Origin of the sequence: Streptomyces sp. NPDC017056, from assembly GCF_044332485.1 — a bacterium.
GTDB lineage: Bacteria > Actinomycetota > Actinomycetes > Streptomycetales > Streptomycetaceae > Streptomyces.
In genome coordinates this window covers 543,845-563,239 of record NZ_JBIRPD010000003.1, presented here as the reverse complement: position 1 = coordinate 563,239, position 19,395 = coordinate 543,845, and the positions used below count along the sequence as shown (strand labels likewise).

At 71.6% G+C, this 19,395-nt stretch carries 21 protein-coding genes and 1 riboswitch; of the genes, 16 read left to right on the top strand and 5 right to left on the bottom strand.

From position 1 onward, the window contains the following. Positions 1 to 55 precede the first annotated feature (55 nt). Genes ACH4OW_RS08320 through ACH4OW_RS08305 form a run of 4 tightly spaced genes read left to right on the top strand, consistent with a single transcriptional unit; the run spans position 56 to position 3,808 of the window. Positions 56 to 679 carry an RNA polymerase sigma factor gene (locus ACH4OW_RS08320; RefSeq protein WP_398025921.1) on the top strand — a complete coding sequence of 208 codons (624 nt, stop codon included), beginning with the start codon at positions 56 to 58 and terminating at the stop codon, positions 677 to 679. Next, complete coding sequence (locus ACH4OW_RS08315) at positions 676 to 1,599, top strand: zf-HC2 domain-containing protein (protein WP_398025919.1); 924 nt, start codon at positions 676 to 678, stop codon at positions 1,597 to 1,599. Before ACH4OW_RS08320 ends, ACH4OW_RS08315 begins: the two co-directional genes overlap by 4 nt. A 32-nt stretch (positions 1,600 to 1,631) precedes the next feature. Beyond that, the gene (locus ACH4OW_RS08310; RefSeq protein WP_398025917.1) at positions 1,632 to 2,444 is read left to right on the top strand and encodes an ATP-binding cassette domain-containing protein; all 813 of its coding nucleotides are present in this window, start codon (positions 1,632 to 1,634) and stop codon (positions 2,442 to 2,444) included. Continuing rightward, positions 2,441 to 3,808 (top strand): hypothetical protein, encoded by a 1,368-nt coding sequence (locus ACH4OW_RS08305; protein ID WP_398025915.1) that lies wholly within the window; start codon positions 2,441 to 2,443, stop codon positions 3,806 to 3,808. Before ACH4OW_RS08310 ends, ACH4OW_RS08305 begins: the two co-directional genes overlap by 4 nt. Before the next feature lie 13 nt (positions 3,809 to 3,821). On the opposite strand, the gene guaD is transcribed toward ACH4OW_RS08305, so the two are convergent. Next, on the bottom strand, positions 3,822 to 5,165 hold the full coding sequence (gene guaD, locus ACH4OW_RS08300) for a guanine deaminase (protein WP_398025913.1): 1,344 nt from the start codon (positions 5,163 to 5,165) through the stop codon (positions 3,822 to 3,824). Positions 5,166 to 5,414: 249 nt separating this feature from the next. Between guaD and ACH4OW_RS08295 the strand changes: the two genes are divergently transcribed. Next, entirely contained in the window at positions 5,415 to 5,990 is a 576-nt protein-coding gene (locus ACH4OW_RS08295) for a CAP domain-containing protein (protein WP_398025912.1), read from the top strand. A 56-nt stretch (positions 5,991 to 6,046) separates the two neighbouring features. On the opposite strand, the gene ACH4OW_RS08290 is transcribed toward ACH4OW_RS08295, so the two are convergent. After that, on the bottom strand, positions 6,047 to 6,427 hold the full coding sequence (locus ACH4OW_RS08290; RefSeq protein ID WP_398025910.1) for a hypothetical protein: 381 nt from the start codon (positions 6,425 to 6,427) through the stop codon (positions 6,047 to 6,049). Positions 6,428 to 6,619: 192 nt separating this feature from the next. Here ACH4OW_RS08290 and ACH4OW_RS08285 point away from each other — a divergent pair, with 192 nt between their 5' ends. Continuing rightward, positions 6,620 to 7,612: an aldo/keto reductase gene (locus tag ACH4OW_RS08285; protein ID WP_398025908.1), complete on the top strand. Its 993-nt coding sequence runs from the start codon at positions 6,620 to 6,622 to the stop codon at positions 7,610 to 7,612. Positions 7,613 to 7,693: 81 nt separating this feature from the next. Here ACH4OW_RS08285 and ACH4OW_RS08280 read toward each other — a convergent pair whose 3' ends face one another. Then, on the bottom strand, positions 7,694 to 8,467 hold the full coding sequence (locus ACH4OW_RS08280; protein WP_398025906.1) for a CbtA family protein: 774 nt from the start codon (positions 8,465 to 8,467) through the stop codon (positions 7,694 to 7,696). A 14-nt stretch (positions 8,468 to 8,481) separates the two neighbouring features. Next, positions 8,482 to 8,718 (bottom strand): CbtB domain-containing protein, encoded by a 237-nt coding sequence (locus ACH4OW_RS08275; RefSeq protein ID WP_360139370.1) that lies wholly within the window; start codon positions 8,716 to 8,718, stop codon positions 8,482 to 8,484. Between the two features lie 36 nt (positions 8,719 to 8,754). Next, positions 8,755 to 8,905: riboswitch (cobalamin riboswitch) on the bottom strand. Positions 8,906 to 9,015: 110 nt separating this feature from the next. Between ACH4OW_RS08275 and ACH4OW_RS08270 the strand changes: the two genes are divergently transcribed. The 3 genes from ACH4OW_RS08270 (at position 9,016) to alaS (ending at position 13,512) form a co-directional block, all read left to right on the top strand. Beyond that, the gene (locus ACH4OW_RS08270) at positions 9,016 to 9,639 is read left to right on the top strand and encodes a histidine phosphatase family protein (protein ID WP_398025904.1); all 624 of its coding nucleotides are present in this window, start codon (positions 9,016 to 9,018) and stop codon (positions 9,637 to 9,639) included. Positions 9,640 to 9,757: 118 nt separating this feature from the next. Next, complete coding sequence (gene tsaD / locus ACH4OW_RS08265) at positions 9,758 to 10,810, top strand: tRNA (adenosine(37)-N6)-threonylcarbamoyltransferase complex transferase subunit TsaD (RefSeq protein WP_398026016.1); 1,053 nt, start codon at positions 9,758 to 9,760, stop codon at positions 10,808 to 10,810. A 47-nt stretch (positions 10,811 to 10,857) separates the two neighbouring features. After that, entirely contained in the window at positions 10,858 to 13,512 is a 2,655-nt protein-coding gene (gene alaS, locus ACH4OW_RS08260) for an alanine--tRNA ligase (RefSeq protein WP_398025903.1), read from the top strand. 45 nt (positions 13,513 to 13,557) lie between these two features. On the opposite strand, the gene ACH4OW_RS08255 is transcribed toward alaS, so the two are convergent. Continuing rightward, positions 13,558 to 13,869: an ATP-binding protein gene (locus ACH4OW_RS08255; RefSeq protein WP_398026014.1), complete on the bottom strand. Its 312-nt coding sequence runs from the start codon at positions 13,867 to 13,869 to the stop codon at positions 13,558 to 13,560. Positions 13,870 to 14,238: 369 nt separating this feature from the next. Between ACH4OW_RS08255 and ACH4OW_RS08250 the strand changes: the two genes are divergently transcribed. The 7 genes from ACH4OW_RS08250 to ACH4OW_RS08220 all read left to right on the top strand — a co-directional run bounded on the left by ACH4OW_RS08250 (position 14,239) and on the right by ACH4OW_RS08220 (position 19,393). Next, complete coding sequence (locus tag ACH4OW_RS08250; protein ID WP_398025902.1) at positions 14,239 to 15,093, top strand: helix-turn-helix domain-containing protein; 855 nt, start codon at positions 14,239 to 14,241, stop codon at positions 15,091 to 15,093. Positions 15,094 to 15,104: 11 nt separating this feature from the next. Further along, positions 15,105 to 15,311 (top strand): DUF397 domain-containing protein, encoded by a 207-nt coding sequence (locus ACH4OW_RS08245; protein ID WP_398025900.1) that lies wholly within the window; start codon positions 15,105 to 15,107, stop codon positions 15,309 to 15,311. Between the two features lie 217 nt (positions 15,312 to 15,528). Beyond that, positions 15,529 to 15,765, top strand: coding sequence for a putative ATP-grasp-modified RiPP (gene tgmA / locus ACH4OW_RS08240; RefSeq protein WP_398025898.1), 237 nt, complete (start codon positions 15,529 to 15,531; stop codon positions 15,763 to 15,765). A gap of 1 nt (position 15,766) precedes the next feature. Then, positions 15,767 to 16,744, top strand: coding sequence for an ATP-grasp ribosomal peptide maturase (gene tgmB / locus ACH4OW_RS08235; protein ID WP_398025896.1), 978 nt, complete (start codon positions 15,767 to 15,769; stop codon positions 16,742 to 16,744). After that, complete coding sequence (gene tgmC / locus ACH4OW_RS08230) at positions 16,741 to 17,892, top strand: ATP-grasp peptide maturase system methyltransferase (protein ID WP_398025894.1); 1,152 nt, start codon at positions 16,741 to 16,743, stop codon at positions 17,890 to 17,892. Before tgmB ends, tgmC begins: the two co-directional genes overlap by 4 nt. 150 nt (positions 17,893 to 18,042) lie before the next feature. After that, complete coding sequence (locus ACH4OW_RS08225) at positions 18,043 to 18,426, top strand: tautomerase family protein (protein ID WP_398025892.1); 384 nt, start codon at positions 18,043 to 18,045, stop codon at positions 18,424 to 18,426. A 124-nt stretch (positions 18,427 to 18,550) separates the two neighbouring features. Continuing rightward, the gene (locus ACH4OW_RS08220) at positions 18,551 to 19,393 is read left to right on the top strand and encodes a poly-gamma-glutamate hydrolase family protein (protein ID WP_398025890.1); all 843 of its coding nucleotides are present in this window, start codon (positions 18,551 to 18,553) and stop codon (positions 19,391 to 19,393) included. The last annotated feature ends 2 nt before the right edge of the window (positions 19,394 to 19,395 follow it).

The following is a 19,395-nucleotide window of genomic DNA, read 5'->3' as shown; positions in this document are numbered from 1 at the left end:
AGATCAGGCGTGTGGGCCGTGAACCGGTCGGGGTCCCCGGGGCGATAGACGGGACGTGAGACTGTTCCGCCCCGTGGGGGGAGACCGAGACGACGACGGCGGCGGTGCCGGCGAGGATGACGCCGTGCTGCTGCGCGCCGTCGCCCGCGGTGACCAGGGCGCGCTGGCCGCCTACTACGACCGGCACGCCGGCTGGCTGCACGCGCGGCTGACGCGGCGCTGCGCGGACCCGGAGACGGTGCGCGAAGTGCTTCAGGACACCTTCGTGACCGTGTGGCGGTCGGCGGGTTCGTATCGGAGCGGTGCGCGGCGGGGCGGTGAGTCCGGCGGCTGGCTGTGGGTGATCGCGGCACGGCGGCTGGTGGACGCGCAGCGGGCGTACGCCAGGGCGGACCGCGTCGGACAGGAGCCGCCGGCACCGGCGCCGTCCGCCGAGGAGCACGCGTTGGCCGGGCTGGAGTACGGGGATGTGGGCACCGCCCTGCACCGGATCTCCCCCGAGCTGCGCGAGGTACTGCGCGCCACGGTCATCGACGGGCTGACCACCCGCGAGGCCGCGCGCCTTCTCGGCATACCGGAGGGCACGGTCAAGACCCGCGCCATGCGCGCACGGCGCGAACTGCGCGCCGCCCTGGCCCAGTTGGACGGCTTCGAGGTCCCGTTTGGAGGGCTCGCATGACGCGTACGCGAAATGACCACCGAAGGGACCCAACCGGTTCCGCTTGGCATGTGGATGCGGTGACGAGCGCCCGGTACGCCGACGGGACGCTCTCCGAGCCGGTCGCGTGGTCCCTGGAGAAGCATGTGGAGGGCTGCTCCCGGTGCGCGGCCACAGTGTCGGCTGCGGTCCGCGCTACAGCACCCACGGGGGTGGTGCTGGACGAGGTCCGGGACGTGCTGCTGGCCGGGGTGGGGAGCAGCGGTAAGGCTGCTGCTGGGGGGCGTTCTTCGGTGCTGCCCCAGCGCTTCGCCCGCGTCCTGTGGGCCGCCGGGCCCGCGCTCCGGGGATCGTGGCTGGTCGCGCTGCTGGTGGTGTGCGCGGGGGCCTTCGGGCTCGCGTTCGGGGCCGGGTTCGCGGGGGCGCGGCCGCTGCTGCTAGCGCTGGCGCCCGTGCTGCCGGTGGCGGGGGTGGCGTTCTCGTACGGGCCGTACGCCGACCCGATGTACGAGATCTGCGCCGCGTCACCGTCCGGCGGGCTGCGGCTGCTGCTGACCAGGACAGCGGCCGTGCTCGGTGTGTGCCTGCCGCTGCTGACCACGGCGGGTGCCTTTCTGCCGGGGGCGCCCGGACTGCCGGGCGTGGCGGCCTGGCTGCTGCCGGGCCTGGCACTGACGCTGGGCGCGCTCGTCCTCGGGTCGTACGTCGGGTGCCGTACCGCCGCCGGGGTCGTCGCGGCGGGCTGGGTGTCCGCCGTGTCGCTTCCGGTGATCGCGGCGCAGCCGGGGGAAGGCGGCGCCGGCAGGTTCCCGGTGGCGGCGCTCGCGGAGCAGCTGGCCCGGTACCTCTCGGGGGGTGCCGCGCAGGGCGCTTGGGCCGCGGCGGCCGCACTGTGCGCGGGGTTGCTCCTGCTGCGCCGTAACCGGCTGGAAAACCTATGAGTACGGAGAGCCTTTGTGAGTACGGAGAACCTGTGAGTACGGAGCCCATCGTGGACGTCGCCGGGCTGTCCGTCCGGCACCGCGGGACCGTCGCACTCGACCGTGTCGACCTCGGCCTCGGCCCGGGGGTGCACGGCCTCCTCGGCCCGAACGGCGCGGGCAAGACCTCCCTGATCCGGGTCCTGGCGACGGTTTCCCGGCCCACCGCCGGACGCGTCAGGATTCTGGGCCACGCGTTGTCCGGCCACCGCGAGCTGACCGCCGTGCGGCGCCGGATCGGTTATCTGCCGCAGGACTTCGGGTTCTATCCGGGGTTCACCGTGCGGGAGTTCGTCGCCTATGTGGCGTGGTTGAAGGAGGTACCCGCCGCCGAGGCCGGGGCGGCGGTCGAGCGGGCCGTGGCGCGGGCCGGGCTGGCGGACCGTATCGACGCCAGGATGAGGTCCCTGTCGGGCGGGATGGTGCGGCGGGCCGGTATCGCGCAGGCGATCGTGAACGATCCGGACGTGCTGCTGCTGGACGAGCCGACCGCCGGTCTCGATCCAGAGCAGCGCGTCGAGTTTCGGGCGCTGCTGCGGGAGTTGGGGGAATCCGGGACGGTGGTCGTCTCTACCCACCTGGTGGAGGACGTGGCCGTGGCGTGCACCGGGGTCACGCTCGTCGAGGGTGGCCGGGTGGTCTATCGCGGCACGCCGGCGTCGCTCGCGGAGCGGGGCGCCGAGGGCGGCCCCGGAGGGCCGGAAGGGGCGGCTGAGCTGGGCGGCAGCCCGGCCGAGCGCGGGTACACCGCGATCCTCCGCGCCCACCGCGCCGCGTCCGCCACGTCCCCGGGAGCAGGCCGATGACCGCTCCCGCCAGCCCTTCACCAGGTCGAGGCGCCCGCCGCCCGCACCATCCCCTCGCCTCCGAGGCGCGGCACGGCAGCGCCCCCTGGGCCGCGCTCGCCGTCTTCGTCGCTCTCGCCGTCACCATGGCGTCGAAGGCGAAGTGGTGGCAGGGCAGTTGGAACGAAGCGCAGTTCACGCTGCACACTGCGGCCACACTGCTCGGCGGGCCCCTCGCCGCCGCCATCGGGTGCCGGCACGGCGGGCGGGAGCGCCGGGCGCGCATGGACGGCCTGCGCGACTCCGCCGTACGGAGCCCGCTCGCCCAGTTCGCGGTGTCCGTGCTGCCCGTGACCGTGGCTGTGGCCCTGGGTTACGCGCTCGCCGCTGCCGGGACGCTGCTGGCGACGTGGCCGTATACGTCGGCGGGCCGCCCCCGCGTGCTGTTGCTGGTGGGGGACGCGTTGTTCCTGGCCGCCGCGACGGCGGGGGCCGTGGTCGTCGGGCGGCTCGTACGGTGGCGGCCGGCTGCCGTCGTACTGGCCGGTCTCACCTACGTGGCGCTCGCCCTTCCCGACTATCACGGCTCGGCGGTCCGGTTTCTCAGCCCGGCCGTGAACGGCGGGGTCGGTGAGGCGCTGCCGGTCTGGTGGCAGCCGTTGGCGATGGCCGGGTGGGCGGGCGGGGTCGCCGTGGCGGCGGTCCTCGCGTACGCCGCTCGCCGGCCGTCGCACCGCTGTTTCGCGCTCCTCCCGCTGGCCGTCGCGCTCTCGGCCGCCGTGCTCCTCGTACAAGCGGGCGGCCGCGCCTGGCAGCACGACCCGGCCGCCGGGCGCCAGGTCTGCGACGACTCGACCCCGCGCGTGTGCGTCAACGCCCTGGACCAGGGCCTGCTGCCGCAGGTGTCACGGGCCCTGTCCGGTGTCACGGGCCGTCTGGCCGGAGTACGGAACGCTGCGGTCCGCTTCGAGGATCTGCCGCGTGCGACGCGCCCCGACGAGGCTCAGCTGCCGCAGCTCTTCCTGGGCCAGAGCGTCGTACGGGGCGAGCTGACCGATCCGGAACGCTTCGCCTGGGAGGCCGCCGCCGGAATGACGTCGCGCCGCCTCGACGTCTGCGGAGACGCCGACCTCGCCCGGTTCGGCCGGATCGACGACGCCGTACGTGACTGGCTGGCCTCCAACGGGTACAGCGAGCGCCGGCGCGCGTACTGGGCGCGGGCAGCCCGGGAAAGCGGCGACGGCCGGCGTATCGCGTCCGTGGAGGCGGACGCGCGGGCCTTCGGCCACCTGGCTTCCATGGACGACGAGCGGCGGCGGGACTGGCTGAGCCGGTACTTCGCCTCGGTGGGGAGCTGCGACGCGCGGAAGGTGCCGCAGCTGTAAGAGGCGCGGGCCCTCACCCGGTGGCGAACGGGGTGGCCGCGTCCCGGTCGTAGGCGAGCCGGCCCGCCGTGTAGGTGGCCCGTACGGCACGGTCGTCGCCGAGGACGAGGAGGGCGAAGAGGAGGTCTTCGACGTCCTCGGCACGGGCGGCGCGGTCGGCCAGGAGCGGCGTGGCGCGCGGGTCGAGGACGGTGAAGTCGGCCTCCTGGCCCGGGGTGAGCGAGCCGATCGTGTCACCCAGGCCCATGGCCTCCGCGCCGCCGCGCGTGGCGAGGTAGCACGCCTTGACGGCGTCGAGGGGGTGGCCGCGCAGCTTGGCGGCCTTGTGGGCGTCGTGCATGGTCCGCAGCAGGGCGAAGCTGGTGCCGGCGCCGATGTCGGTGCCCAGGCCGACCGTGAGCGGGTGGTCGCCCTCCTTGGCCTCGCGGAGGGGGAAGAGGCCGCTGCCCAGGAAGAGGTTGGAGGACGGGCAGTGGGCGACGGCCGTCCCGGTGCGGGCGCAGCGGTCGCGTTCGGCGGGGGTGAGGTGGATGCCGTGCGCGAGGACGGTACGGGGGCCGAGCAGGCCGTAGTGGTCGTAGACGTCCAGGTAGCCGTCGCGGTCGGGGAACAGGGAGCGGACCCAGGGGGTCTCGTCGCGGTGTTCGGAAACGTGGGTGTGTACGAGGGTGGTGGGGTGGGCGGCGTGCAGGGCGTGGGCGGCTTCCAGCTGTTCCGGCGTGCTGGTGGGGGCGAAGCGCGGGGTGACGGCGTACAGGTTGCGGCCCGTGCCGTGCCAGCGCTCGATGAGGGCGAGGGACTCCTCGTACCCGCGCTGCGCGGTGTCGAGGAGGCCGTCGGGGGCGTTGCGGTCCATCAGGACCTTGCCGGCGGCGATGCGCAGGTCGCGCCGGGTCGCCTCTTCGAACAGCGCGTCCGCCGAGCCGGGGTGTACGGAGGCGAAGGCGAGGGCCGTGGTGGTGCCGTTGCGCAGCAGCTCGTCGCAGAAGGAGGAGGCGACGCGGCGGGCGTGACCATCGTCGGCGAACCGCTGTTCGACGGTGAAGGTGTGGTCCAGCCAGTCGGGCAGCTGGTTGCCGAAAGTGGCGACGGCCTCCTTCTGCACGTAGTGCGTATGGGTGTCGACGAAGCCGGCGGTGACGAGGTGGCCGGGGTAGTGGACCGGCTCGATGCCGGCGGGCAGCCGGTCGCGGAGGGCGGCGTACGCGCCTGCGGCGGTGACCCGGCCGCCCTCGCAGATCAGCAGGCCGTCGGGGTCGTGGGCGAGGGCTGATGCGTTGCCGGTGCGGAAGGGGTCGGCGCGGAAGCGGACGAGGGGGCCGCGGACGGCGGAGGCGGTGGGCGGGGTCGTGGTCATGGCCGGTCGCGTACCCGTTCCGGCGGGGGCGGATTCGGTACGGACGGTCCGGTACGGGGCCGGGGCGCGTCAGCGGCGGGGGCTCCGGTACAGCCGAACGGGTCGGGTATCGGCCGGGGACGACAGAGGCGGGGGTCGCGGCGGAAACACTGTGACCGGACGGTGCCGGGCGGGACCGGGCCGGTGCCGGGCCCTGGGCCGGTCCGGCGGCCGGCCGCGACAGCCGAGGAGCAGAGGGACAGGGGCCGCATGGGTGGGCGTACGGGACAGGGAACGGGCCGCCGGTCGGGGTGGTACGCGGTGCGGGCCGCCGTGGCGCTGCTGATCCTGGCGGGGCTCGCGGCGGGCGGTGCCGCCGACGCGAAGTCGGCGGGCATGCCGGTACGGGCGGGGCAGTTGGAGGCTTACCGCGCCGCGCAGGCCGTCCGTACGGCCGAGACGACCAGGGCCACCGTCATCCGGCTGGTCAACCGGGAGCGCGCGAAGGCCGGCTGCCGTCCGGTACGGGCCCACCGTACGGTCACGAGGGCCGCCCAGCGGCACAGTGACCACATGGCGCGCGAGGGCTCGCTGTCCCATCGGGAACGCGGCGGTTCCGGGCCCGGCAGCCGGCTCTCGGCGGTCGGGTACGACTGGCGGCGCGCGGGCGAGAACATCGCGCGCGGCCAGCGCGGCGCCGCCGCGGTGACGCGGGCGTGGATCCGCAGCCCGGAGCACCGGGAGGTGCTGGCCGACTGCTCGTTCCGGCACGCGGGCGTGGGCGTCAACGGCGGCACCGGCGGGCGCGGCCCGTGGTGGACGCTGCTGCTCGCCGCCCCGGCCTGAGGGGCTGAGGAGCTGAGGAGCTGAGGGGCTGTTTGCGAGCCCGCTGGAAGGGAGCGCTACCTCAACACTTTGAGGAAATCTGCTTGCCCGCCCCCGGGATACCTGGTGTCACCGGGGGATTGGTTGGCCATGTATTCGATGCCGGGGTCATCATCCGGGGCTTCATTGCCCTGTCGGTTGCCGGGAATATCGGCCCCGCCGCAGTGGTTCAGCGCGGCGATGAACGGAACCTCCCCGAGATTGTTGCTCACAGGCCCGTTCCCGGCCGTGGTGGCTCCGCTCGTGCGCGCGTCCGGCTGGTTGGCGCACAGCGTGCCGAATGCCGGCGACAGGAGGACACCAAGCCCGCCGGCTGACGCGCAGGGCACGGTGGCCATGCTCACGCCCGTCACTGCGGCTGTAAGGGCGAACGCGGACATGGCCTTGTGTGCGGTCATGGCTCCTTAACGATTCCTTCACCATGAGGACACCACCGGCGACACCGGGTTTCGATCCCGATTGGGCCTTTTGCCACGCATTCGGAATGAAGCACGCGAGAAGACTCCCTCTCCCCTGTTTCGCTTGCTTGGAGTGCACTCCAAGGCCATAGCGTCGAGGGCCTGCCCGTATCTATCCCAGGAGCATTTCTCATGCGACAACGCAAACTAGGGCAAGACCTCGAAGTCTCGGCTCTCGGACTCGGCTGCATGGGCATGAGTTTCTTCTACGGTCAGCCCCAAGACACAGCCGAGATGACGAAGCTGCTGCGGACGGCCGTCGACCACGGCGTGACTTTCTTCGACACTGCCGAAGTCTACGGCCCGTTCACCAATGAGGTCCTGGTCGGCCAGGCACTGGCACCGGTCCGCGACCAGGTGGTGATCGCCACCAAGTTCGGAATCAGGCACGGCGAGCACGGGCCGACCCCGATGTCCGGGGTCGACAGCAGACCCGAGCAGATCCGCCGGGTGACCGAAGCCTCGCTCAAGCGCCTGCAAACCGAAAGCATCGACCTGCTCTACCAACACCGCGTCGACCCCGACGTGCCCATCGAAGACGTGGCCGGCACGGTCAAGGAGCTGATCGCCGAAGGCAAGGTGAAGCACTTCGGCTTGTCCGAGGCCGGTGCCGCGACGATTCGTCGCGCCCACGCCGTGCAGCCGGTAACGGCACTTCAAAGCGAGTACTCGCTCTGGATGCGCGAGCACGAAACCGAAATAATTCCGACCTTGGAGGAACTGGGCATCGGTCTGGTGCCCTACAGCCCGCTCGGCAAAGGTTTTTTGACCGGCAAGATAGATTCCAGTACGACGCTGGCCGACAACGACCTCCGCCGCCTGCTTCCGCGCTTCAGCCCTGAAGCACGGAAAGCCAACCAGGTGCTGGTCGACCTGTTGCAGCAGATTGCCGACGACAAAGGAGCCACGCCGGCCCAGATCGCGCTCGCCTGGGTGCTGGCGCAGAAGCCGTGGTTCGTGCCGATCCCCGGCACCACCAAGCTGCACCGCCTGGAAGAGAATGCGGGCGCACTCGACGTCGAGTTGACCACCGGCGACCTGCACCGGATCGAAGAGGCCGCGGCCCGCATCCGGATTCAGGGCGAACGTCTCCCTGAGCAATTGCAGTCACGGTTCGGCCGCTGAAATCCGGACCGGGCCAGGAAGACAAGCCGAGAGCCCGAGCGTCCTGGGTCGCCGCCCCGGCCGGAGCGGCGACCCAGGCCCTCAGTTGGGGGTCGGCGCCGCGGTGCCGTCCGTGTTGCGCGGCGATGCGGCCGCCGCGGCGGTCTGGCGCGGCCGGGTGGCCCGTTCCGCCAGTTCGCCGAAGAGCAGGCCGAAGACGGTCCACAGGACGAGCTGGACGGCGAGCGCGGAGACCCGGAACTTCCACAGCAGCAGGGCGGGGAAGTCGGCGGGCAGTTCGTTGACGGCCGGCAGGAACGCGTAGGCGAGGCCGACGGCCACGGCGAAGGCGGCCAGCGCCGCGACCGTCGCGTACCAGGCGCCCAGGCGCGGAGCGAGCCGCTTGCCGAGGATCACCGCGGCGATCGTCAGCAGCACGCTGAGGGCGATCATCAGGAAGTACAGCGCGGTGCGCTTGCCGATGGAGTCGGGGTCGCCGACCGACGGCGGGTTGGCCGGGTATTTCAGGAACGGTACGAGGTAGACGGCGGCGAACGCGGCGCCCGAGAGCAGCAGCGCGGTGGCGCGGGGCCCGAAGCGGCCGGCGCGTCCCAGCGCGAAGCAGTAGGCCAGGGCGGCGATCCCGCCCAGCGCGACGCCGTACACCAGGACGCCGGTCGCCAGGCCCGCGGTGGACTGCACCGCGCGGCTGACGACTTCGGCCTCGTGTTCGTGGGCGTGCGCGTCCTCGAACGCGATGGCGGCGTCGACCTGGGGCTCGCCCAGCAGGTAGGCGACGAGCAGGGCGAGCAGGCCGGCGGCGAGGCCGGCCAGCATGCCGCGCACCAGGAGGGATCTGACGGTGGCGGAGTTCATCTGCGGGCTCCCGGTCAGTGGCAGGGGAAGCCGAGCAGGTGGCGTCCGTCGTGGACCCACTCGTGCACGTCGGTACCGGAGAGCAGGGAGGTGGCGCCCTGTTCGGCGCCGACGAAGTAGAGCAGGACGAGCATGAGGATGCCGCCGAAGACCGCCCAGGGCAGTACCGTCCTGACCGGCAGGGTGGCGGGCGCGGCGGACGGGGCGGTTGCGGCGGGGCCGGTGGTGGGCGGTACGGCGGACTGGGCCATGTCGAAGCCTCCTGGGGGAACTCGCGTCCCGGTCGGTGGGAGTCGTAACGACAGGACGGGTCTGGCTCACCCGGCGTCCCCGTACTCCGTACGGGACCGGTCCGGGCTCACAGTGGCGCGACCGCGCCGGAATTCCACCGGCTTCCGTCATGTCATCGTCAATATCATCGGGAACGTACCGCGTGGCGGCGGCGGGGAAAAGGCCCCGCGGGTCGGCGTACGGATGCATGGTGGCGGTCGCGCGCCCCACTGTTGCCCTGGTGCGCCACCGGGATTTCCGCATTGGAAGAGGTGCCCATGACAACTCGGGTGATGTTGCTCTCACCCTCCTTCGACGACGCCCTGCGCACGGTGCGCTTCCCGGCCGGCGAACCGCTGACGCCGGACGGGCTGCGCCGCGCCCGCGCCGTACGCGCCGCGGCCGCCGCCCTGCCCGCCGACCGGGCCCTGACCTCCCCTTCCGCGCGCTGCCGGGAGACGGCCGAGGCGCTCGGCCTGCGGGCGGTGCCCGACCCCGGCGCGGCCGGGTGCGCGATGGGCCGCTGGCGGGGGCGCGCCCTGGAGGACGTGATGGCCGCCGAGCCCGCGGCGGTCGCGGCCTGGCTGTCCGACCCGGACAGTGCGGCACACGGCGGCGAGACGCTGACGCGGCTGCTCGGCCGGGTGGCGGACTGGCTGGCGGGCCTCGCGGCGGAGGGCGGCCGGGTCGTGGCGGTAGTGGAGCCGGACGTCGTACGTGCGGCCGTGGTCGGCGCTCTGGGGGCCCCGCCGTCGTCCTTCTGGCGGGTGGACGTACCGCCGCTGACCGTGACGGAGCTGAGCGGGCGTGACGGGCGGTGGAACGTCCGCGTGGCGGGAGACCTCGGGCACGGAGCGGCGCCCCAGGCGCCCCAGCAGACCCAGCCTCCCCAGGCGCCCTAAGAGAGCGCACCGGCCGCCGTATCCTGGACGGAACCGGTTATTGCACATCACTCGCAATAACGGGTCCGGCGGGAATCGGGAACGAAGGAGCGGTGCGGTGGCATCTCCAGGCTCTCCAGTGGTGCTGGGGATCGAGTCGTCCTGTGACGAGACCGGGGCCGGTCTGGTCCGGGACGGGAAGCTGCTCGGGCACGCCGTGGCGTCGAGCATGGACGAGCACGCGCGCTACGGCGGCGTCGTACCCGAGATCGCGGCCCGCGCGCACGTCCACTCCCTGACGCCCGTCGTGCGCCGCGCGCTCGACGACGCGGGCCTGACCATGGCCGACATCGGCGCGGTCGCCGTGACCACCGGCCCCGGCCTCTCCGGCGCCCTCCAGGTCGGCCTGGCCGGCGCGAAGGGCCTGGCCTACGGGCTGGGCGTGCCCCTGTACGGGGTGCACCACCTCGCCGGCCACGTGGCCGCCGACACGTTGGAGCACGGCCCGCTCCCCGACCCCTGCATGGTCCTCATCGTCTCCGGCGGCCACACGTCCCTCCTCCTCGTACGGGACCTCGCACGCGACCCGATCGTGCACCTCGGCGACACCCTCGACGATGCCGCCGGGGAGTGCTTCGACAAGGTGGCGCGGGTCTTCGGCCTGCCGTATCCGGGCGGTCCGGCGATCGACCGGGCAGCGCGCGAGGGCGACCCGAAGGCCGTCGCGTTCCCGCGCCCGCTGACCGGGCCGCGCGACGACCCGTACGGCTTCTCCTTCTCCGGCTTGAAGACGGCCGCCGCGCGCTGGGCCGAACGGCACGCCGGCCAGGAACTGCCCGTGGCGGACGGCGCGGCCTCCCTCCAAGAGGCAGTAGCCGACGTGCTGACCCGCAAGGCCGTCGCGGCCTGCAATGAGCACGGCGTGGGCACTCTGGTGGTGGTGGGCGGCGTGGCCGCCAACTCGCGCGTGCGGTCTCTCGCCGAGGAGCGCTGCCACGCGGCGGGCATTACGTTGCGGGTACCGCCCCTGCGGCTGTGCACGGACAACGGCGCGATGATCGCCGCCGTCGGTGACCTCCTCGTACGGGCGGGCGCCGAGCCGGCTCCGCTGGACCTCTCGATCGACCCGTCGGCGCCGCTGGAGTACGCGGTCCTGCACCCGGTCGCCAGGGCGGCGCAAGCCGCCGCGTAACGGCCGCAGCGTCCGCCACCCCTCCCCCGACCGCCCCGGAGCCCCCTTTGCGTACCGCCGAGATCCGCACCCGCTTCCTCGACTTCTTCGCCGAGCGCGGCCACACCGTCGTCCCCAGCGCCCCGCTGCCGACGCCGGACCCGACGCTGCTGTTCGTCAACGCGGGCATGGTCCCCTTCAAGCCGTACCTGACCGGCGAGATGGCGGCGCCCTGGCCACGGGCGACCAGCGTGCAGAAGTGCGTGCGCACCCTGGACATCGAAGAGGTCGGCCGCACCACCCGGCACGGCTCGTTCTTCCAGATGAACGGCAACTTCTCCTTCGGCGACTACTTCAAGGAAGACGCCATCCGCTTCGCCTGGGAGCTGTCCACCACCCCCGTAGCCGACGGCGGCTACGGCCTCGACCCCGACCGCATCTGGGTCACCGTGCACCACACCGACGACGAGGCACGCGACCTGTGGCGGCGGATCGCCGGCCTGCCCGAGGAGCGCATCGTCTCGCGCGGTGACGAGGACAACTTCTGGTCGATGGGCGTGCCGGGACCGTGCGGCCCCTGCTCGGAGCTGTACTACGACCGGGGCCCGAAGTACGGCCGGGCGGGCGGCCCGGAGGTGGACGAGGACCGGTACATGGAGTTCTGGAACCTCGTCTTCATGCAGTACGAGCGCGGCGAGGGCACCGGCAAGTCCGGCTACCCGATCCTCGGCGAACTCCCCCGCCGCAACATCGACACCGGCATGGGCCTGGAGCGGATGGCCACCCTCCTCCAGGGCGTCGACAACCTCTACGAGATCGACGAGACCCGGCCCGTCCTGGACCGCGCCGCCGCGCTCGCCGGCGTCCGCTACGGCGACGACGAGCAGAACGACGTACGGCTGCGCGTCGTCGCCGACCACGTCCGTACGGCCCTCATGCTGCTCGCCGACGGCACCACGCCCGGCAACGAGGGCCGCGGCTACGTGCTGCGCCGCATCCTGCGCCGCGCCGTCCGCTCGATGCGCCAGCTCGGCTACGAGGACCGGGCCCTGCCGGAACTCCTCGCGGTCGCCCGCGACTGCATGGCGCCCAGCTACCCGGAGGTCGCCGAGTCCTACGACCGGATCGCCGACCAGGCCGCCGGGGAGGAGGACGCCTTCCGCGCGACGCTGCGCCAGGGCACCGCGGTCCTGGACACCGCAGTCACCAAGGTCAAGGCCGAGGGAGGCCGCTCCCTCCCCGGCAAACAAGCCTTCCTCCTCCACGACACCTACGGCTTCCCCATCGACCTCACGCTGGAGATGGCCGCCGAACAGGGCGTACAGGTGGACCGCGAGGGCTTCGCGGCCCTCATGCGCGAACAGCGCGAACGGGCCCGCGCCGACGCCCGCGCCCGCAAGTCCGGCGGCGCGGTGGACACGTCGGCCCTCCGTACGGTCCTGGACGAACACGGCCCCACCGACTGGCGGGCCTGGGACACCCTGGAAACCGACTCCAAGGTGCTGGCCGTCCTGGGCGCCCAAGGGCCGGTCCCCGTGGCCCGCGAGGGTGACATCGCCACCGTCATCCTCGACCGCACCCCCTTCTACGCCGAATCCGGCGGCCAGGACAGCGACGCGGGCCGCCTCTCCGGCACCTCGGTCGAGGCGGAAGTCCTCGACGTGCAGCGCCCCCTCCCCGGCCTGGTCGCCCACCAGGTACGCATCACAGCGGGCGAACTCGCCCTCGGCGACTCCCTCCACGCCGCCGTGGACCCCGAATGGCGGCTCGGCGCCCGCCAGGCCCACTCCGGCACCCACGTACTCCACGCGGCCCTCCGCGAAATCCTCGGTCCGACAGCCCTCCAGTCCGGCTCGTACAACCGCCCCGGCTACCTGCGCCTGGACTTCCCGTGGCGCGGCGGCCTCTCCGCCACCACCCGCAGCGAGATCGAGGAGGCCGCCAACCAGGCGCTGCGCCGCGACCTCCCGGTGGGCGTGAAATGGATGACGCTCCCGGAGGCCAAGAAGCTGGGCGCACTCGCGCTCTTCGACGAGACATACGGCGAAAAGGTACGGGTCGTCGAAATCGGCGGCGCCTGGTCGCGCGAGCTGTGCGGCGGTACGCACGTCAGCCACGCGTCCCAGGTGGGCGTCGTCGCCCTCACCGCCGAATCCTCCGTCGGCGCCGGCATGCGACGCCTGGAAGCCTCCGTCGGCATCGAGGGCTTCGGCTACCTCGCCCGCGAACGCGACCTGGTCACCCAGCTCGCCGACCAGCTCCAGGGCCCGCGCGCCGAACTCCCGGACCGGGTGGCCGCTTTGCTGGAGCGCCTGAAGGCGAGCGACCGCGAGAACCAGCGCCTGCGCCAACAGGCCACCGCGGCGCACGCTGCCTCTCTGGCCGACTCCGCCGTCCAGGCGGGCGGCTTCCGGGTGGTCACGGCCACCGCCGACGGCGGCGCCGACGAGGCCCGCGCGCTGGCCATGGCCGTACGCGACCGGATGCCGGCCGGACAGCCCGCCGCGGTGGCCGTCGGCTCGGCCACGGACGGCAAGGCGGCCCTGGTAGTAGCCCTGAACAAGCCCGCCCGCCAGGCTGGCAGCTCCGCCTCCGACCTGGTCAAGCGCCTGCTGAACGGGCGCGGCGGCGGCTCCCCGGAACTGGCCCAGGGCGGCGGCCTGCCGGCCGATCAGCTGCCGGAGACGCTGGCTGCGCTGCCGGGGCTGCTCGGGGGCCAGTGACGGGGGTGGGCGGTTCCGGCCTGGGACCGCCCACCACACACCCGGCTAGGGAACGTCCCCGTCCCGCCCCTCCCTGTCGAGCACGAACCACACGCCCTTACGGGAGCGGGTTTCGGTGTTGGGCCGGTAGATGCCCCAGCGCGTCGCCAGGCACTCGACAAGGAACAGCCCCCGCCCCGAATCCCCCTCGGAAAAGACGGGCAGGCCGAGGAGCCGACTGCGCGGGGCGTCGTCCCACACGGCCACGCGTACGTAATCGGGGTTCACGGCCACATCGATGCGTACGACGGCCGTCCGGGTGTGCCGGTACACGTTCGTGACCAGCTCGCTGACCAACACCCGGGCGTCATGGGCCAGTCCGCCGTTGCCGGCAAGGTCAACAGGTCGGCCACCACGCCCCGGGCGATTATCGGCGCGGTGACACCGTTGGGCAGCTCGAACCGGAACGAGCGACGTACGGCTGGCCGTTCAGGGGATGCGAGAGTCATGGCTACGTCTCCCAACGCGGTGTGACGCGCTGCGCGCCGCCGTGGCTCTGACCGCACAGGCGTGGTCGAACTGGCGCCTGAACGGCTGCACTTCGGTGGCCCGGCGTGCGGCGCGATGCTGCTTGGACCATAGGGTGCAATCCTGTACCGGTACAGCCCTGTAACTCGAAAGAGTTCTTGTAGGTGGACCTCCGCCGCCGTTCCCGGCACACTCAGGGATGACAAGGGGAAGGGACACATGCCACCGAGGGACAACCCGACCGCCCGACAGATTCGACTCGGTGTCGAGCTTCGGAAGCTGCGCGAGCGAGCCGGAAAGACGGCGCGCGAGTCCGGTGGCCTGCTTTCCACTGACGCGGCCCGCATCAGCAACATCGAGGCCGGGCGGCTCGGAATCAGCGAAGAACGCATTCGCCGCCTGGCCACCTTCTACCAGTGCGACGACAAGGCCCTCATCAACGCCTTGTGCGAAATTTCGGCCGAACGCAGGGGAACGCACTGGTTCGACGATTACCGGGGCGTCCTGGCCCCCGGGTGGCTGGACATCGCCGAACTGGAATTGCATGCGACGGCGATCCGCTCATTGCAGTCGACCACCATGCCCGGCCCGTTCCAGACCGAGACCTACGCGCGAGCGCTGTTCGAAGGCGTGACGCCGACGTTGCCACCGGACGAGGTGGAGACCCGCGTCGAGCATCGGCTCAAGCGGCGAGCGACTTTCGAGGGGCCGACACCGACCCCATACACGGCAATCCTGCACGAGGCCGCCCTGCGCATGAGGTTCGGCGGGCGCAAGGTCGCACGCGATCAGCTTGAGTACCTCATAGAGGTCTCACACTCGACCACGGTGACCGTACGGGTAATCCCGTTCACGAACGAGAGGTTCATCGAGGTCACTCAGCCGGTCATGTACGCACACGGAACCGTTCCGCAACTCGACACCGTGCAGATCGATGCGGCGTTCGGCGGCAGGTTCCTCGACGCAGAGGCCGACTTGAAGAAATACGACGACTTGCTCGACATTGCCCACCGCGCGTCTCTCGACGAAGCAGAGTCGAGACGGCTTACCCACCGCATCGCAAAAGAAATGTGAGGCAGACGGACGTGAACACAACCGCCGCGATCAATTGGCAGAAGTCCTCCTTCTCCGGGGGTGGAGGGGAAAACTGTGTCGAGGTCGCGCTGTACGAGGGCAACGTCATGATGCGGGAAAGCGACGAGCCCGACAGCACGATATCGACCACTCGTACGAAGATGGCCGCGTTCATCGCGAGCGTGAAGAACGGGGAGTTCGACAACTCCGGCAACTAGCTTCACCCCTCGCACACCAGTACGCCGCGAGCACGCCCCCGCCCAGCCAGGTGGGGGTTTTTGCTTACACCGGTCTGCATGTTTGTACCGGTACACCCTTGCAGGTTGATTTCGGGTGGCGCTACGTTCGCCATACGTCGCCGCCCCTGAGGGAGCGGGCAACGTCATTCAGACGAAAGGCAATACCGTGACTCAAGAGCTGGTAACGCCATGGGGAATGTCACGACTCGCCCCGTACCCGAACACGACACAACTCCCGTACAGCAGCGTGGATATCAACCCTGCCTCGCAGACCAGTCGATACTTCACCGTCGACGGTCTCCGGCTCGACATGCCCAAGCACGGCACGGGCACGGACACCGCGCCCCAGACGCAGACCGGCGCCGACGGCGGAGGGAAGAACCCTCCGGCTCCCCTGGACGAGGACCTGGTCCACGACACCGACTCCGACTGACGTGGGTACGGCACCCGTACTCGTCGTCACCGCCCTCGGTGCTGTCACCGCGGACCTGGTGATCTCCGAACTGCACGGGCGCGGCACCGGTGTTGTGCGGCTCGACCCGAGCGTCGACTTCCCCGCCGGCGCCCACATGGCCGCCGCCTATAGCGGCACAGGCGTCGGCGGCGGCCTCCACGGCACCATCTGCACGTCCACGCGGCGACTGGACCTGGCAGCCGTGCGGTCCGTCTACTGGCGGCGACCGACTCCGTACGGCAGCACCAGCTCTCACGTACCCGCCGCGACGCGGTTCTCCAACTCGCAGGCCGGGGCCGGATACACCGGCGTCCTCGCCTCACTCCCCTCGGCTTCGTACGTCAACCACCCTTGGCGGAATCGCGCCGCCGAATACAAGCCCGCCCAGCTCGCCGCCGCCGCGCGGACCGGCCTCACCGCCCCGCCCACCCTGGTCACCAACGACCCGCGCGCCGCACGCCGTTTTGTCGACGAGCACTCCCCCGCCGTCTACAAACCCGTACGCGGCGTCCACCTCGCCGCGGAGGACGGCACCGGCCGGACCATCTGGGTCAAGACCGTCTCCCCGGACGAGATCGACGACCGGGTGAGCGCCTGCCCGCACCTCTTCCAAGCGCGCGTACCGAAGGTCGCCGACATCAGACTCGCCGCCGTCGGCGACGAAGTCTTCGCCACCCGCATCGACAACGCCGGCGAGCACCTCGACTGGCGCCAACGCCAAGACCTGCTGACCTTCACACCCGTACCCACGCCCCCAGTCATCCGTAAGGCCGTACACGCCTACCTCGACGTCTTCGGCCTGTCCTTCGGCGCCTTCGACTTCGCCCTGACCGCGGACGGGCAATGGGTCTGGCTGGAGACCAACCCGAACGGCCAATGGGCCTTCGTCGATCCCCCCACCTGCGCGGCCATCACGGCCGCGCTCGCCGACTGCCTGCAGAAAGGCACCACCCCATGACCGACCCCGGCGCCCGGCGGCGCGCCCTCGCCGAGCGGCTCGTCGCCGACGAGTGGCTGCGTACGCCCGCGTGGCGCACGGCAGTTGAGGCCGTACCGCGCGAGGCGTTCCTCGGGCCTGCCATCTACCGGCCCAGTCAGCCCCCGGGCCCGACCACATGGATCCCGGTCCGCCGGGACCAGGCCGGCCCCGACCAGTGGTCGTGCTGGGCGAACCAGAACACCACATGGGTAACGCAGATCGACGGCGTGCTCGCCGAAGACGCCTCGGCTCCCACGCAGGGCGCGCCGACGTCGTCCTCGACCCTGCCCGGGCTCGTCGTGCAGATGATCGAGCAGGTCGGCGCCGAGCCCGGCGACCGGGTGCTGGAAATCGGCACCGGCACCGGTTACTCCACGGCCCTCCTGTGTGCCGTGCTCGGCGCACAGGACGTGACGTCCATCGAGGTCGACCCCCGCGTCGCCGAGCGGGCCCGCAAAGCCCTCGCCACCCTCGACCAGCATCCGCACCTCATCGTCGGCGACGGCCTGCTCGGCCACCCCGGGGACGGCCCGTACGACAGACTCGTAGCGGCCTGCTCGGTCCGCCACATCCCCCACCGCTGGCTACAGCAGGTACGACCCGGCGGCACCGTCCTGGTCACCTTGGGCGGCTGGATGAGCGGGCACGGTCTGGTGCGGCTCACCGTGGACGACGAGGGCGGCGCGTCCGGCAGGTTCCTGCCCGGCTACACCTCCTTCATGATCGCGCGCCCGCACGATCACCCACCGCACGGCACCATCGAGCTGCTGCCCGGCAGCAAACGCGAGACCCGCGTCTCCCCCGCGCTGCTCGACGACTGGACCGGACGGTTCGTCGCACAGCTCGCCGCCCCCTCCGCACACCGTCTCGGGGCCGGCGATGAGCAGCTTCTGATCGACGTGGCCACCGGATCGCAGGCGCGCACCCGGCGCAGTCCCGACGGCGAGGGGTGGACCGTCACCCAACGTGGCCCGCTCGCCTTGTGGGACCTGGTCGAGGCCGCCGTCGAACTGTGGCAGGCCGCCGGCGCTCCGCATCAGTCCGGCTTCGGTATCACCATCACCCCGGACCGCCAACGGGTCTGGCTCGGCGCCCCGGAGGGGCCGGGGTGGAGGCTTCCCGTCTGAGAACACGCCCCCGTCTCCTAACGGTTCGGCTCACGCACGGTGCGGCTCACGCCCGATGTGAACGCTGCGGCCCCCACACCCCACCCTCGCCACTGTAACTACTGGTATGTACAGTCGGCGTGATACATCGCCGAACCCCCTGGAGGTCCCATGCCACTCGTCCGTATCGACGCCATGGGATGTGACGCCCAACGGCTCAAGGCACTGGGACGGGCCGTCCAAGAGGCCCTGGGTGAGGCGATGGGGTTTCCGGCAGATGATCGCTTTCAGATTCTGACCGGGCACGACGGGGAGCGCGGCGTACTGCGGCACGGCACCTATCTCGGCGTGCAGCGGGACGACGGCATCGTGTACGTGGCGATCACCTTGCGGGGTGGCCGGCCGGCCGCGCAGAAGCGGGTGCTGTACCGGCGTATCGCCGAGCTGGCCCAGGAGTACGCGGGCACGGAACCGCGCAACGTGTTCGTCGTCCTGACCGAGAACGCCGACGCCGACTGGTCGCTCGGTAACGGCGAGGCCCAGTACCTCGACTGACCGGGCGGTTTCTTGGCCCGTGGTTCTTTTCGGAGATCAGGGTGGTAAACCGGCCCGTGGGCCCTGTATGTCTTGTCCGTATCTTTCGGCGCAGTTCGACAGAGGGGGACCCACCATGCCCGCAATGCCCACACCCAGCAGACGCACCCTGCTGGCCGCCGCGACGGCTACCGCTGCGGCGCCCTTTCTCGGCGGGCTCGCCGTGCCGGGCGCGTACGCCGCGCCGGCCGCCGCGACGGAAGAGATCAAGTCCAATACCGTCCTGTACGCGGACCCCTCGTTCGTCGAGGGCACGCACTACGCCCGCCGTCACCGCCGCCACGCGATGTTCGACGACAGCCAGGCCGAGCGCCAGGGCTTCGCCAAGTCGGTGATCATCGCCCCGCATGGTGGCGGCATCGAGATCGGCACCTCCGAACTGTGCCTCGCCATCGCCGGGTACGACCCCAACGGGATCGCGCCCAAGCCGGCCGAGGGCCCGGTCTACGACTACTGGATGTTCGAGGGACTTCTCAAAGAGGACAACGGCAAGCTCCACATCACCTCCACCAACTGCGACGACCACGTCGCCCGCTCGCTGTGCGCCGGGAGCCTGAACGCCCTGAGCCTGCACGGTTGCAAGCCCGAGCAGGCCGGGCTGCCGAGCGATACGCCGGCCGTGCTCGTCGGCGGCCTCAACGCCACGTTGCGTAAGTACCTGGTCGACGAGTTCAAGGCGGTGGGCATTCGCGCCCAGGACGCCACCGGCATCCCCGCCCTCGCGGGCATCGACCCGGAGAACATCGCCAACCGCACGATGCTCGGCAAGGGCGCCCAGCTGGAGATCACCACACCGCTGCGCAAGTCGATGTTCGGGACCAACACCCCGGCCGGGCGCAAGGAAACCCCGACGCCGATCTTTTGGAACTTCGTCGATGCCGCCCGTGCCGCCCTCCAGCGCATGGAAGCGGGGCAGAAGGTTCTCTGAGG